The sequence below is a fragment of the Streptomyces sp. NPDC031445 genome (assembly GCF_055581365.1).
Window position 1 is genome coordinate 51,919 of the sequence record NZ_JBVIJO010000020.1, and the last position, 14,566, is coordinate 66,484.

Sequence of the window (14,566 nt, forward strand, 5' to 3'; positions counted from 1 at the left end):
GAGAAGACACTTCCACCCCTTGCCTCCCGCGATCGCCGGTCTCCCGCTCCGCGCTCTTCCCTTTGTCAACGCCGATGCGACGTCGTTTGGTTCAGGCTCCGGTCGTCACGGATGCCGTCCCCCGTTCGGCCGACCCCCGCGGCCGCTGTGCCGGTGGTCGCCGACGACGAGGAGACGGCCGCCGTGAGACCCGCGGTCTCAGTTCGTCTCGGGCGCCGCCGAGCGCGGCCGCAGGACCGGCCGGGCCCGGCGCGCGGTGGCCAGCCTGTCGGCGAGGGCGGCGACGGTGGGACTGTCGAAGACGGCCCGCAGGGGGCATTCGGCACCGAGTTCGGACCTGATCCGGCTCACCAGCCGGGTCGCGATCAGCGAGTGCCCGCCGAGCGCGAAGAAGTCGTCGTCTATGCCGACCTGCGGCACCCCCAGTGCGTCGGCGAACAGGTCGCACAACGCCTTCTCCTGGGGAGTGCGCGGCTCGCGGCCGCCCCCGACCGCCGGGCCGGCGGGAGCGGGAAGCGCCGACCGGTCGAGCTTGCCGTGCGGGGTCAGCGGCAGGCGGTCGAGGAAGACGACCGCGGCCGGCAGCATGTAGTCGGGCAGAACCTCGGCGAGCCCAGCGCGCAACGCCTCTGGCGACGGAACCTCGGCACGCCCGTCCGGAACGACGTACGCCACCAGGCCGGCGGTGCCGCCGCTCTCCCGCAGGACCGCGGTGGCCTGTCCGATGCCCGGTTGTTCCAGCAGGGCCGCCGTGACCTCGGCGGGCTCGACCCTGAAGCCGCGGACCTTCACCTGGTCGTCGACGCGCCCGACGAACTCGAGGTTGCCGTCGGAGCGCCAGCGCCCCAGGTCCCCGGTGCGGTACATGCGCGTACCGCACCGGCCCGCGACGAACCGTTCGGCGGTCAGTCCGGCCCGGCCCAGGTAACCACGGGCAAGACCGGCGCCGGCCACGTACACCTCTCCGGGCACACCTACCGGCACGGGCCGCAACGCGCGGTCCAGGACGTGCACCTGGGTGTTGTCCATGGGGACCCCGACCGGCACGAAGGCCGGGACCGTGTCTTCCGACCTGATCGGGTACCAGGTGGAGATGACGGTGGTCTCGGTCGCGCCGTAAGCATTGGCCACGACCATGTCGGGACGTGCGTCGAGAAGTTTCCGCACCCCCGCCGGGGAGATCACGTCCCCGCCCGACCAGGCGAGCCCGAGCCGGCCCATCGACTCGGTGGCCTCCTCGGCGAGCACGTTGAAGAGGGCCGCCGCGAAGACCGCTGAGGTGGCACGGCCGGCGACGGCGGTGATCGCCTCCACGTCCAGCATCCCGGGCGGGGTCATCTCGACACGCCCACCGGACAGCAGGGGGAGCCACAGCTCGTACGTCGACGGGTCGAAGGCGTGCGGCGAGTGCATGAGCGTCGCCGTCCGGTCCTCGGGCCGCCACTGCCGGTCGGCGGCGAACGCGGCCACGCTGCGATGACTGACACCCACGCCCTTGGGCGTGCCGGTCGAGCCCGAGGTGTACATCACGTACATCAACTGCTCCGGGTGCACCGGGACGTGCGGGCGTGAGTCCGGGTGGGACGCGTACGCCTGCTCGTCGTCGGCGACCACCAGGGGCACGCCGGCACCGGACACCAGGGGATGGTCCAGCGAGGCGCGGTCGGTCAGCAGCACAGGCGTTCCCGTGTCGGCCACGACCCACCGCATACGGGCGACGGGAAATGCCGCCGGCAGCGGAACGTAGTAGCCGCCGGCCTTGAGCACGGCGAGGATCGCCACGATCACCGCGGCGGAGCGCTCCTGGAGCATGACGACCGGTCGCTCGGGACCCACGCCCGCCTCGATCAGCCGGTGCGCCAGCCGGTTGGCCCGGGCCTCCAGCTCCGCGTACGTGAGCGTGCCCTCGGGGGACACCACCGCGACGGAATCGGGGGTACGGTCCACCTGATCCTCGAAGAGCCGGCACACGGACTTGGCGGGAAGCTGTGCCGCGGGCCCGTGGGAGAAGCGCCGCAGCCGCGCCCGGTCGGTCTCCGTGAGGACGTCCACCTGACCGATCCGCACCCGAGGGTCGTCCGCGACGGCGGCCAGCAGCTTCAGCAGCCGGGCGCCCAGGGCTTCGGCGGTGGCGTGGTCGAACAGATCGGTCGCGTACAGGACACGTCCGTCCAGTCCGGCCGGCCTGCCGTCAGGACCGGCTCGCTCGACGAACTCGAAGTTCAGGTCGAACTGCGTCCCGAGCACCCGGACCGGGTACTCGTGGACTTCCAGACCGGTGAGCGCCGCCTGTGCGTCGCCGGTGTTCTGCACCGTCAGCACGACCTGGCACAGCGGGTGCCGAGCCATCGACCGGACCGGGGACAGGGCCTCGACCACCCGCTCGAACGGCGCGTCCTGGTGCTCGAAGGCCGCCAGATCGGCCTGCCTGACCCTGCCCAGCAACTCGGTGAACTCCGGGTCTCCCGACACATCCGTGCGCAGGACCAGGGTGTTGACGAAGAAGCCGACCAGGTCGTCGAGGGCCTCGTCGGTGCGTCCGGCGATGGGACTGCCGATCGCTATGTCCTCCCCCGCGCCGAGCCGGGACAGCAACGCCGCCAACCCGGCCTGCATCAGCATGAACAGCGTCACGCCCTGGTCGGCTGCCAACCGCGCCAACCGCGCGTACAGCTCGGGCGGCACCGGCACACCGGCCTCTCCGCCACGATGACTGGCCACGGCCGGTCGCGGACGGTCCAGTGGCAGGGCGATCTCTTCCGGGAGCGCCGCCAACCGCTGCTTCCAGAAGTCCAGTTGGCGGCCGACGACGCTGTCGGGGTCGTCGGCGTCACCCAGCAGGTCCCGCTGCCACAGCACGTAGTCCGAGTACCGCACCGGCAGCGGCGTCCACTGCGGCGCCCGGCCGGCCCGCCGGTCCTCATAGGCCCGCGAGAGATCCCGCCACAGCGGCTCCATCGACCAGCCGTCCGAGGCGATGTGGTGCATCACCACCAGAAGGACGTGTTCTTCCGGTGCCACGGCGAACAACGTGGCGCGCAGGGGCAGGTCCACCGACAGGTCGAAGACCTGCGACGCGGCCTCGGCCACCGCCTCGTCCAGCCGGTCCGCGGCGACCTCGGTCACCGGCAGCTCCAGCGCCACGGCCTCCGGGGCGAGGATCAGCTGGCGCGGCCGCCCGTCCTCGGCGGGGTACAGCGTGCGCAGGCTCTCCTGCCGCACCACCACGTCCCGTAGCGCCTGCGACAGTGCCGGGATGTCGAGTTCGCCGCTCAGCCGCAGCGCCACCGGCACGTTGTACGTCGTACTGGGCCCTTCCAGCACGTTCAAGAACCAGAGTCGTTGCTGGGCGAACGACAGCGGCATGTCGTCCGGCCTGGGCCTCGCCACCACCTCCGGACGTGCTGCGCCGACGCGGTCCAGCAGGGTGGCGATGCCCGCGACCGTCGGAGTCTCGAACACCGCGCGCATGGGAATCTCGACCCCGAGCAGCGAGCGGATACGGCTGATCAGACGGGTGGCCAGCAGGGAGTTCCCGCCCAGATCGAAGAAGGCGTCCTCCACACCCACGGTGGACAGTCCCAGGACGTCGGCGAACGCGGCGCAGAGGATCTCCTCCTGCGGTGTCCTGGGAGGGTGGCCCTTGCCTGCCGTCCCGGCGTAGTCGGGGGCGGGCAGCGCGGCCCGGTCGAGCTTGCCGTTGGGCGTCAGTGGCAGGCGATCGAGCGGCACGAAGGCCGAGGGGACCATGTGTTCCGGCAACCGCTCCCTCATGAACTTCCGCAGGGAGCGGGGTAGCGCTCCCGCGACCGCCGCGGCGCCCGGATTGCTCGTCCAGACCGACAGGGGCGTGGTGGTGGTCCCCGTGGCGGCGGGCACGTAGGTCCCGACGGGCGCCGCGCCGGCCGCCCGGTCGGCGCGGACGAAGGTGACGTCGACTGTTTCGAGCGCGCCGGCGGACCAGGCGATACCCACCCAGTAACCGAGTCGATCCCCCAGCTCGTGGAACGCTTCCACGTCCGGTGACCCGCTCGGGTCCGGCAGTGGCACGTCCTGCCAGTGCCGGTTCCTCTGCACCGCCTCAGCGAGTGCCACCTCGCCCGCCACACGGTTGTTGGGAACACCGGTGACACGGAGCCGAAGCGGGTGTCCGGTCGCCAGCCGGTCCTCCAGTGCGGCCAGGTCCCCGACCTCACCCGGCCAGGTCAGCCGGGGGACGTCGCCGAGCGGGAGCAGCGGCGCCCCCTGTTTACGCAGGGCCACGTCGTACCGGTACCGGGTCAGCTCGTTGTGGTGCCGGCCGCGTTTGATACGGAGATCCACGCCGGCCAGGGCGGGCTCGCGTTCCTGGAGCGCGGTGAAGAAGTCCGGATCGACCAGCAGCTCGGTCTCCACGACCAGATCACGCTCGACCGCCCGGCGGACCGAGTCCGTGTCGTCCTCGGCGTCGGCGCGTCCGGTGTGCACGGCCGTGGTCAAGGCCCGCAGCAGCCGCGGATTGCGCACGTCGCCGATGAACACGGCACCGCCCGGGACGACGATGTCCAGCGCCCAGCGCAGGAGTTCGTGCAGGTACTCGGCACTGGGGAAGTACTGCACGACCGAGTTGAGGATCACCGTGTCGAAGTGCCCGGCGGGCAGGCCCCGGCCGTCGTGTGCGGGCTGGGTGCGCAGTTCGACCCGATCGGCCAGGCCGGGGTCGCGGGCCACCTGGCGGCGCAGTTGCTCAATGGCGGTCGCGGAGATGTCAGTGCCCCAGTAGGACTCGCACTCGGGTGCGATCCTGGACAGCAGGAGTCCGGTGCCCACCCCGATCTCGAGGACGTGCCGGGGGCGGAGTTCGAGGATGCGCGCGACGGTGGCGTCGCGCCACTCACGCATCTGCGGCAGGGGGATCGGCCGGCCGTCGTAACTGCTGTTCCAGCCGGCGAAGTCCTCGCCGACGGGGGCTGGCGAGGAGTCGGCGTACAGCGTGTCGTACACCTCTTCCCAGCCTGCCACCCGGCGCAGTTCGTCGTTCTCCTCGGAGAGGGGGGCCGTGTTGTCGGGAACCACGTAGGCGACGAGCCGCTGGTCGCCCGGGCGGTCTTCGCGGGCGACGACGGCGGCCTGGGCTACACCCGAGTGACCGGTGAGGACGGTTTCGATCTCGCCCGGTTCGATCCGGAAGCCACGCAGCTTGATCTGGTGGTCGGTCCGCCCGACGATTTCCAGTTCGCCGTCGGTTCGCCAGCGGGCCATGTCCCCCGTGCGGTAGATCCGTTCACCGGGGCGACCGCCCGGGGCGGCGACGAACCGCTCGGCGGTGAGGGCGGGCCGGGCGAGGTACCCGCGGGCGAGGCCGGCACCCGCGATGTACAACTCGCCGACCACACCCGGCGGTACGGGCAGCAGGGAGTCGTCCAGCACCTGCACCCGCGTGTTGGCGAGAGGACTGCCGACGGGCGGCGTCGCTCGCGGGGCGGAGAGGTCGGCGCTCGTCGACCAGACGGTGGTTTCCGTCGGACCGTACAGATTGGTGACCGCGCTGCCCAGGCCCCGCATGGCGTCGGCGAGTGCCGAGGGCAGTGCTTCCGCTCCGACCAGCATCCGCAGCCCACGGACCGCTTCGGGATCGTGCGCGACCAAGGTCTGCCACAGGGAGGGGGTGGCCTGGACGACTGTCACCGCGGACCGTGTGATGAGGTTCAGCAGCGCGGAGGGCTGTCGCACGGTTTCCTTGGCGGCGATGACGACTGAGGCGCCGGCCACCAGGGGCAGATACAGTTCGGGCACAGCCATGTCGAACGCTGCCGTCGTCACCGCCAGGAGTCGGTCCGCCGGTCCCAGCGTGACCTTCTGCCGCATGGCGGTGAGCAGGTTCACGAGCGCGATGTGCGGCACCACGACGCCCTTGGGCCTGCCGGTGGAACCCGAGGTGTAGATGACGTAGGCGGGGTGCAGCGGAAGCAGCGGTGTGACGCGGTCGGCGTCGGTGGGATCGTGCTCGGGCTGCCGACGCAGTGTCGCCAGGGTCTCGGGGCTGTCCAGTCGCAGCGCCTCGGCACCGCTGTCGGCGGGCAGTGCGCTTTCGGTCTCCGCCGTCACCAGCAGCACGGAGGGGCGCGCCTCCGCCATGGCGTGGCGGACGCGGGCAGCCGGATGGTCCGCGTCCAGGGGGAGGTAGGCGGCCCCGCTCTTGAGAACCGCGAGCACGGCGACGTACAGGTCGAAGGAGCGGGGCAGGGCCAGCGCGACGATGCTTTCGGCACCCACGCCCCGCTCCATCAGGGCATGGGCCAGTCTGTTGGCACGGCGGTTCAGCTCGCCGTAGGTGAGCGTACCGGCCTCGTGGAACAGGGCCGTGCGATCGGGCGCGGCGGCGGCCTGTTGCTCGAAGAGTGCCGGCAGGCACGCTTCGGGAAGCGGGTGTGCCGTGTCGTTCCACACGTTGTCCAGCGTGTGGCGTTCGTCCCGGGTGAGGATGTCGATGCCCGTGATCGGTTGCCCGGGTGCGGCGGCGACGGCCTCCAGCAGGAGGACCCAGCGCTCGGCCAACCTCTCGACGCTGCTCGCGTCGTACAGGTCGGTGGCGTACTCGACGACGCCGGTGATCCCCGCGGGACTCCCCGTCCCGTCCCGCTCGACGACCAGGTCGAAGTGCAGGTCGAACCAGGTCGCGCCGCAGCGGGTGGGCGCCATGTCGACGTGCAGGCCGGGCAGGTGGTACTGCGGCTCGGTCGCGTCGGCGAGCGTCATCATGACCTGGAAGAGCGGATGGTGGGCTGCCCGCCCGACAGCGAGGCCCTTCACCAGGTCGTCGAAGGACACGTCCTGGTGGGCGAGGGCACCCGCACTCGTCTCGCATACGCGGTCGAGAAGTTCCACGAAGGAGGGGCTGCCCGAGGTGTCCGCCCGCAGGACCACGGTGTTGCCGGTGGCCGGGCCCAGCTGACCGATGGGGATGTCGTCGCCCGCACCGAGTCGGGTCAGCAGTGCCGAAAGGCCTGCCTGCAGCACTGCGAGGAGGTCGGCTCCGTCGGCCAGTCGCAGCAGTCTCGTGTGCAACTCGGTACCGATGCGTACCGCGACGTGGTCGGCTCTGTGCGAGGCGACGGTCGGGCGGGGTCGGTCGGTGGGGAGATCCAGCCGCGCGGGGAGACCGGCCAGCTGTCCCTTCCAGTAGGCCGCCTGCGTCCCCGACGCCTCGTCCGTGTGCGGAGCCGGAAGTGCCGCCGTCGGATCCTGACCGGTGCACCGGGCCGTGTACGCCAGAGCCACGGACCGCCAGAATTCCTGCCGTGACCACGCTTCGCAGGCCTGGGGCGGCACCACGGCCAGCAGGTGTTTGTCGGGTCCCTCCCTGAACAGGTGTGCTTCCAGTGCCGCGCCGGCTGTGACGTCAAGAGCCCCTGAGGCAGCCATGGGCGGGTCGAGTTCTCCAGTGCCGTGCAGGCGCAGGACCCTGCTCGTCTGCGTCGGAGCGACGGGCGTGTCCGGGTGAGCCGTCCGCGGGAGCACATGGCGCTCGACGGCATCGGAGAGCGCCGCGTCGAGCGCCTCGAAGTCCAGGTGCCCGGTGAGCCGGAGCACCAGCGGCGGGTTCTGGACGGGGCCCGCCGCGGCGGACCCATCCGCGCCCACCGCCTCGTGGCACGCCCGTGCGTTCTGCGTCGCGTCAGACATCGTTACCTCTCTTGACACCGTGCCCGGTGCGGGTCACCGCGTCATACCTGCGGACAAGTCGAAGCTGCCGACCGGGGAGACGGTCTACCGGGCTGCCACCGGGTGCCGGACCACGAAGGTGGTTCCGGCCCGCGGCGGCCCGCGGGGTGTTCGAATGCCGTGACATCGCCGCGTCCGCTTTCCCGCTTCCGCCCGCTCGGCTGCGGGCCGCGTCGTGCGCCGGTGGGACGCGGGTCACGCCGTTGTCACGGGGGTATGCGATCGGGGTCCTGCGTACGGTCGGGGAGGATGCCGCGGGCCGGGGAGGCTGGTCTTTCTCGATGCGGTGCGTTGCCGGAGGGCTGGACGGTGCAGCACGGCGGAGATGCTGCTGGATGCGGTGGCCGGACGTCTCATCCGGCTGTGTGAACTCCCGGCGCACGATCGGCGGCCGGCAGCGCCGGCGGTACGGCGTCGGCCGGGACGGCGGGACGCGGCACGTCAGAGCCGCGTCGCACCGAGGGTGCGGTGACCGGTACGGGACCCCTCGCTGTCCCAGTCGGTGAGGGGAGCACCGGAGGTGCCGTCCGCGACCGCGCCCGACGTGACGCCGGCGCCCGAGGCGATGTGACCGGTACGGGAACCCTCGCTGTCCCAGTCGGTGGCAGTGCCCGCTGAGCCGGCGCCGGCGGCCGTGGCCGTCGTGACGCCGGACGCGGCGGGTACCGACGCCGGGCAGCGCGTCTGGAAGCCGGCGGCCGGTGCACAGCCTGCGGCGCCCTGCGCGGTGAACCCGACGATGGACAGCACGCCCGTGGCGAGGAGGGGGGCAACTCCCAGAGCCGCTGAACGAAGGACCTTCGACGAGTGCGTCATGACGGGTTCCTTTCTTCGGTGAACCGGGGTGACGCAACAACCGTCGCAAGCCGCAATGGACGCCCGAGCAGTGCTGGATGAGTGAGGATGTACGCCTGATGTCAGGAACCCGGCGCACCGCTCTCGGAGAAGGGTCCCGGACGCGAGTCGCGGCACACGGAGGGGTCACGACCGGCATCCGGATGGATCGCGATGATAGGCGAGGGCGTCGTCGTACTCCGGGGAGCGCCACAGGCTGCCGTCCCCGTCGGTGAACCCGGCCGCCCACTCCAGCGCCTCGGCTGTCGTGCGGTCCATGAACTGCGGGCACCACAGATCGTCCGCACGCACCACGAGCACGGGCGACGTTCGGCCGAGGGTCTCGATCATCGGGCTGTACCGGGTCGCGGAATCGAGCAGCAGGACAATGGGCTTGCGCCGTGCCGAGGCCCAGCCCACCTCCAGCACCACGCCGTGCGAGGCCGGCGTCCCCAGGTAGGCCACGACCAGGTCCGCAGTCTGCAGAGCACGGAAGTCGTACGGCACGCACTGTTCGTGGGGAAGTCCCCTGGAGCCCCAGCCCTCGTTGTGATGCGCGTTGAACACCGCATGGCCGTGACGCAGCAACCGGTCCCGCAGACCAGAGATGCGCTCGCGCCACACCTTGCTGACCACGCCGTTGGCCGGGTCGATCAACTGGATGAACGGAGCGGCGAGGAATACGCGGAGCGCGGGGCGCGCCGCCGTGGTCGTGCCCCTCCGGGCAGCCGGTCGTACGTGAGCGACGTGCCGTAAGCCTGCTCCACTGGGATAGCACTCCTCGAAAGCCTCTGGAGCACCGGTGCAGTCGGCGAGGTCACTCATGGTCGTCTCCTTGGGGTCCCGAGCCGGTCGGAAGCGGCAGGCCCCGTGGGGCGGTGCACATCGGCGGGCTCCCCGGCGATCGACAGGCGGTTGCAGAGCATGTACGCGGTGAGGCCGGCCTTCTACCGGCCAAGAGAGCGCTGGGCGTGCGATGCCCAGGGCGGTGGGAGGAGCGGCCGGCCGGCCCGTGCGGTCCCGTGACGGCGCCGGAGACGAAACCGCGGAGGGGCGCTCCCGCGGGAAACGCCCCACGGGGCGGTGGTCACCGGCGCGACCTCGTGGGTTCGGCACCGGTCGCACGGACCGTCGGCGCGCGCCCGGCGTCCGCGATGGGACCGAAGTACATGCCGAGGGTGACACCGAGTTGGAAGCGGTTGCCCACCCCCAGGCGGTCCATCAGCGCACGCAGGATGTTGGTCACCGTCCGCGCACTGACCCCCAGATGGCGGGCGGCGCTCGCGTCGGTGTGCCCCGCCCACAGCAACGAGATGAGCATGTGCTGCCTGTCGTCGAGCAGCAAAGCGTCACCCCGGCCCCCCAGGGAGGCCCTCACGGTGCGCGCGCCCGCCGGCCCGCCTGGTACGGCGCCGCCGGATCCTGCCCGTGCCGGTTTCGTGGTTACTTCCGCTCGAAGTGGTGTGTGAAGCGCCATATGCGGCCCTTGTGTGCTCGGCGAACTGCTGACCCGTCAACTGTCGCGTCCGCCGATCACCGGAGGATCAGTGCCGGATCTCATGCGCCTCGTCCGCCTGGCGCCCCGCCCCGTGCGGTAAGGCTGCCGTCCATGAGGGCCGCGCAGGCGCGGGTGTGTGACTCCTTCCGGGTACTAGTCGGCCCGTGATTGTTGTGAGGTGATCAGTTCGGTGCCGGCCGAGCGTACCCGGGCCGCACGGTCGATCCCGTTCCGGGCTCCTGGGCGTCCCAGCACCACCAGCGAGACGACGGCCCCGGCGATCATGAAGCCGATGACCTGCCGATAGCTCAGCAGCCCTACGAGCGCCGAGCCGACGCCGAGGGACAGCGCCTGGGGCAACGTCAGGCCGAGGTTCACAACCGCCTGCGTACGTCCCATGAGGGGGCCCGGTGTCGCGGCCTGGGCTGCCGTGGCAAGCCCGATGACGGCCAACGGGATGCCGGCACCGGCGACGAACAGGCCGGTCAGTACCGTCGGCAGCGCCGGTACCAGCAACTGGGCGGACCCCATGCCGAACAGTGCCGCCCCCGTCATCACCATGCGGCGGGGGCCGAGCCGTGCGATGAGGGGTCCGCCGGCCACCGACCCGGCCAGACTGCCGACGGCCAGCACGGTCTCCAGGACCCCCATGAAGCGGGGGGCACGGTGCAGCCCGTCGTCGATGAGCGCGTAGAGCACCGGCTGGAGGAACCCGACGGCAGCCGCGACGGCTGTCAGTGCCATCAGGAGGCGGCTGACGTCCTTGCTGGCACGCAGATGCCGAAATCCCGCCATGACATCGACCGGAGACCGCGCGTCCGTGCGCGACGCGGACTCGTCCAGCGGCAGCAGGAGCAGCGAGACCACCGCGCCCAGCAGCAGCATGATGTTGACCAGTGTGAAGACCCGCCCGCCGGCCCAGCCGAGCAGACTGGCACCGAGCAGCGGTGCCAGCAGCGTCGTACCGGAGCGCACGCTCTGGCTCAGGCCGGCCGCCGCGCCGAACTCGGATTCGTCGGTGAGCATCCCGCGCAGGACGGCGCTCTGCGCGGGTCCGAGCACCACGGACGCCAGTCCGAACAGGGCGGCCACTGAATAGATCACCCATGTGCCCGAGGGGCTGTCGACGAGGAGGAGCGGCAAGGAACCCAGGACGAGCGACAGATTCGTCACCACGAGGAGGGGTCTGCGGCGGTACCGGTCGGCGGCGAAGCCGCCGACCGGCAGGAGCAGCATGGGCGCCGTGTACGCGAGCAGGACGAGGCCGGCTGCGGAGCTGCTGCCGGTCAGCTGCTTGACCCAGACGCCCAGCGCCACGAAGACGGCACTGTCCCCGAGCGTGGACAGAGCCTGTCCCACGATGAACGTCCGGTAGTCACGGCGCGCGAGCAGTCCACGCATGCCGGGCCCGCTCATACCTGGGAGAGCGCGACGAGCACCGCGTCGTTCGCCGCCTTGTCCCCCACCGTCAGCCGGATGCCTCTGCCGGGGTAGAGGCGTACGGCGATCCCTGCCTCCGCCAGGACGGCGACGGCCGCTTCCGCCCGGTCGGCGCCCTCGAGCCAGAGGAAGTTGGCGTGGCTGTCGGGCACGGACCAGCCGAGGCGCAGCAGTTCGGTCCGCGTTCGCTCACGCTCCGCCACGATCTCCGCGATGCGCCCTGCGATCTCGTGCTCGGCGGCGAGTGCCGCCCGGACACCCTCCAGTTGGAACTGGCTGATCGCATAGGGCACTTGATGACGTCTGACCCGCTCGATCAGGTCGGGGGACGCGAGGGCGTACCCGACCCGCAGGGCGGCGAGGCCGTGGGACTTGGAGAACGTCCGCAGGACCATCAGGTTGGGCCATGCGTCGAGCCGCGCACGCGGGCCTGGACCGTCGAAGTGCGGAGCGAAGTCCACATAGGCTTCGTCGAGCAGGATCGTGACGTCCGACGGGACACGGGCGAAGAACGCGTTCAGCTCGGCCCAGCCATGCAGGGTTCCGGTCGGGTTGTGCGGATTGCACAGGACGACCACGCGGGTGCGGCTGTCGACGAGGTCGGCCATGGCGGACAGATCGTTGTGGCCGTTGCGGTCCATCGGCACCGCCGCGAACTCGGCTTCGGTCATCTCGCACAGCATCGGGTAGACATCGAATCCCGGCTCGGTGCACACCACGTTGTCGCCGGGCCGCAACACCGCACGGAACAAGTCGTGTGCGATGCCCGCGGCACCGTGGCCCACGGCGACGGACGCGGAGGGCAGTCCCTGCCAAGCGGCGATGAGCGCGGTCAGCCCCTCGGGGCGGAACTCCGGGTAGCGATTGACGTCCGCGATGGTGTCCTGGAGGGCCGTGGCGACCTCGCTCGACGGAGCGAAGGGGTTCTCATTGCGTGTCAGCTGGTGCCCAGCCTGCCGGCCGGCCATCAGTCGGCCGTCAGGACGTAGAGCCACGTGTGCGGCGTGGCCATCGGTTCGGTACGCGCTATACGCAGGCCCGCGGACCGGAAGAGTTCGTCGTACGTCTCCTTCGTGTGCAGGGGGATTCCCATCATCGCGTGGGCCAGTTCGAAGCCGGCGGAGAAGATCGGCAGCTTGTCGTCGACTCCCGCGGCCGGCCGGAGCATGGTGTCGGCGAACACGAAGGTCCGCGACCGGGGAAAGGCCTCGCGCACCCGGGGCAGGATGTCCGAGCGGGTCCTGGGGTCGGCGAAGAGGTCGTGCAGCAGCAGGAAGCTCATGACGGTGTCCGCGTCACCGGCTGCCCCGAGGTCCTTGCGCGAGTTGATCAGGTCGAGCACGTCGGCCCGTACCGCCTGTACGCGGTCTTCGAGGCCGGCGCGGGCGATGTCCTGCTGTGCGATCCGGGTCGCGGACTCGCTGATGTCGATGCCGAATCCCCGGGTTCCGGGGCGCTCGGAGACGACCCGCTGGACGCGTGCCGAGGTGCCGCTGCCGAGGTCGGCGACGGCTTCGAACTCCAGGTCCGCCAGGACCCGCTGCACCTGCTCGGCGAACAGCGCCGCGTCCGCCTGTCCGGACCCGAGCGCCACCATGGCCTCGTCGCGCCGGACGTCCTCGTTGTAGCGGGCCGTGCCCGCGCTCAGCGCTCCGGCGTGCGAGAACACCTCGTTGTAGCCGCCGATGGCCCAGGTGAAGTAGCCACGTGACCGGGCGGCTTCACGCCCGGTCTCCGTCGGCAGGAACACTCCTTCCTCGGCCTTGAGGTAGCCGCAGCCCGCGGCCGCCCGCAGCACCGCCTCGCAGCGGTCCCGGTCGGTTGCGGAGGACGTGCCGAGGTCGTCCCGGTACAGCGCCTCTCCGCGCTCCACGCGGTCGAGCAGACCGAGGCGGTCCAGCGCGAAGAGGACGTTGGCGGCGATGTAGCCGTTGTAGGCGTCGGCGGGCGAGATGGGCGTCGGGGACTGTCCGTGCCACTGGTCGGGGATGGATGCGATGGTCATGGTGAGTGTCCCAACTTTTGAGGGGAGGGTAGGGCTTTCTGGTCGGCCCGTAGGGCGAGGGAAGGCCGGCTCAGCGGGTCAGAATGTGTCCGTCGCCGGGCCGGTGGTCGCGCGAGGAGCGCAGGTCGGCCTGGACGAACACACGCTGGAGCCAACGGTCCCGGCCGTCGTAGCGGGGGCGGAAGGCCGTCCGGCCGTGCAGGCAGACGCGGTTGTCGACGATGGCCAGGTCGCCGGCGAGCAGCCGGACGCTGCGGGAAACCGAGGCGAGCGTGGAGGACAGCTCGGTGAGCGCGGCTCGGGCCTGGGGCGTCCGGCCGGTGGTGGCGGCGAAATCGACGCGAATGTCAGGGTCCGCCGCATCGCCGCAGAGCACGGGGTGGTCGGGGGCGGCCTCCCCGGTGCTCCCGAAGGAGGGCGGCGCCTGGGTGGTGTACACCGGCTCTGCGAGGTGGGCGCGGGTGCGCTCGGGCAGCAGGTCCAGCGCCTCGCGGATCGATGCGGTGTTCAGCCCGGCGATGCGCTCGTGGTCCGCGCGCAGGCACAGCAGGAGCACGTAGTCCGGGCGGTGGGGATGGAATGCATTCTCATTATGCATCATCAACTCCGCCGATCCACTGTTTCCTTGGAATTCCTCCTGGCCCGGCACGGGGACCACGTCCTGGACGAGGGCACCGCTCTTCTCGGCACGGAAGGCGATGGGGTCGCCGAGTCCGCAGGCGATGGTCATGAGTTGCGCGGCGGGGACACTGGAGGTCCTCTGCACCGAGCCGCCGACCATCGGGGTGGGCGGCAGTTGCGCCTCGTCGACGGGTAGTCCGCGCAGGACGAGAACGCCGGCCGGGCCGGACGCGCGCCGGAACTCGCGGATCGGCAGACGTACGGACTTGGGCCACTCTTCCCAGGCGGCTCGGGCCGCGGCCACCGCGGAGGGTGCGTCTATCTCCGGCGAGATCCACCTCAGATTTTCGCTGGCCCGTCGGATCTGCGCCGACTGGGACGTCGACAGGGTGAGGAAACCCTCTTCGAGTGCTGTCTGTACTGCGTTGGTCACGGGGGGCTCCCGATAACGAGGTTCGGAGTGC

The 14,566-nt window shown here is 71.1% G+C and carries 8 protein-coding genes; all 8 read right to left on the reverse strand.

Annotated elements, in window-relative coordinates; translation table 11 throughout:
- Nucleotides 1–198: 198 nt before the first annotated feature.
- The 8 genes from ACZ5DC_RS37050 to ACZ5DC_RS37085 all read right to left on the reverse strand — a co-directional run bounded on the left by ACZ5DC_RS37050 (nt 199) and on the right by ACZ5DC_RS37085 (nt 14,535).
- Nucleotides 199–7,665: an amino acid adenylation domain-containing protein gene (locus ACZ5DC_RS37050; protein WP_468660275.1), complete on the reverse strand. Its 7,467-nt coding sequence runs from the start codon at nt 7,663–7,665 to the stop codon at nt 199–201.
- A 480-nt stretch (nt 7,666–8,145) separates the two neighbouring features.
- Nucleotides 8,146–8,520, reverse strand: coding sequence for a hypothetical protein (locus ACZ5DC_RS37055; RefSeq protein WP_468660277.1), 375 nt, complete (start codon nt 8,518–8,520; stop codon nt 8,146–8,148).
- Between the two features lie 165 nt (nt 8,521–8,685).
- Nucleotides 8,686–9,363 carry a nucleoside 2-deoxyribosyltransferase gene (locus tag ACZ5DC_RS37060; protein WP_468660279.1) on the reverse strand — a complete coding sequence of 226 codons (678 nt, stop codon included), beginning with the start codon at nt 9,361–9,363 and terminating at the stop codon, nt 8,686–8,688.
- Nucleotides 9,364–9,625: 262 nt separating this feature from the next.
- Nucleotides 9,626–9,883, reverse strand: coding sequence for a LuxR C-terminal-related transcriptional regulator (locus ACZ5DC_RS37065; protein WP_468660281.1), 258 nt, complete (start codon nt 9,881–9,883; stop codon nt 9,626–9,628).
- A 306-nt stretch (nt 9,884–10,189) separates the two neighbouring features.
- The gene (locus tag ACZ5DC_RS37070) at nt 10,190–11,437 is read right to left on the reverse strand and encodes an MFS transporter (protein ID WP_468660283.1); all 1,248 of its coding nucleotides are present in this window, start codon (nt 11,435–11,437) and stop codon (nt 10,190–10,192) included.
- A gap of 11 nt (nt 11,438–11,448) precedes the next feature.
- On the reverse strand, nt 11,449–12,471 hold the full coding sequence (locus ACZ5DC_RS37075) for a pyridoxal phosphate-dependent aminotransferase (protein WP_468660285.1): 1,023 nt from the start codon (nt 12,469–12,471) through the stop codon (nt 11,449–11,451).
- Nucleotides 12,444–13,481: a methyltransferase gene (locus ACZ5DC_RS37080; protein ID WP_468660287.1), complete on the reverse strand. Its 1,038-nt coding sequence runs from the start codon at nt 13,479–13,481 to the stop codon at nt 12,444–12,446. The genes ACZ5DC_RS37075 and ACZ5DC_RS37080 overlap by 28 nt, the downstream gene beginning before the upstream one ends.
- Before the next feature lie 70 nt (nt 13,482–13,551).
- On the reverse strand, nt 13,552–14,535 hold the full coding sequence (locus ACZ5DC_RS37085; protein ID WP_468660289.1) for a TauD/TfdA family dioxygenase: 984 nt from the start codon (nt 14,533–14,535) through the stop codon (nt 13,552–13,554).
- Nucleotides 14,536–14,566: the final 31 nt, after the last annotated feature.

What these genes read in the sequence shown, in the direction of transcription:
- ACZ5DC_RS37055 (WP_468660277.1), bottom strand. Translation starts at nt 8,520, where the DNA reads ATGACGCACTCGTCGAAGGTCCTTCGTTCAGCGGCTCTGGGAGTTGCC.
- ACZ5DC_RS37080 (WP_468660287.1), bottom strand. Translation starts at nt 13,481, where the DNA reads ATGACCATCGCATCCATCCCCGACCAGTGGCACGGACAGTCCCCGACG.
- ACZ5DC_RS37060 (WP_468660279.1), bottom strand. Translation starts at nt 9,363, where the DNA reads ATGAGTGACCTCGCCGACTGCACCGGTGCTCCAGAGGCTTTCGAGGAG.
- ACZ5DC_RS37070 (WP_468660283.1), bottom strand. Translation starts at nt 11,437, where the DNA reads ATGCGTGGACTGCTCGCGCGCCGTGACTACCGGACGTTCATCGTGGGA.
- ACZ5DC_RS37050 (WP_468660275.1), bottom strand. Translation starts at nt 7,665, where the DNA reads ATGTCTGACGCGACGCAGAACGCACGGGCGTGCCACGAGGCGGTGGGC.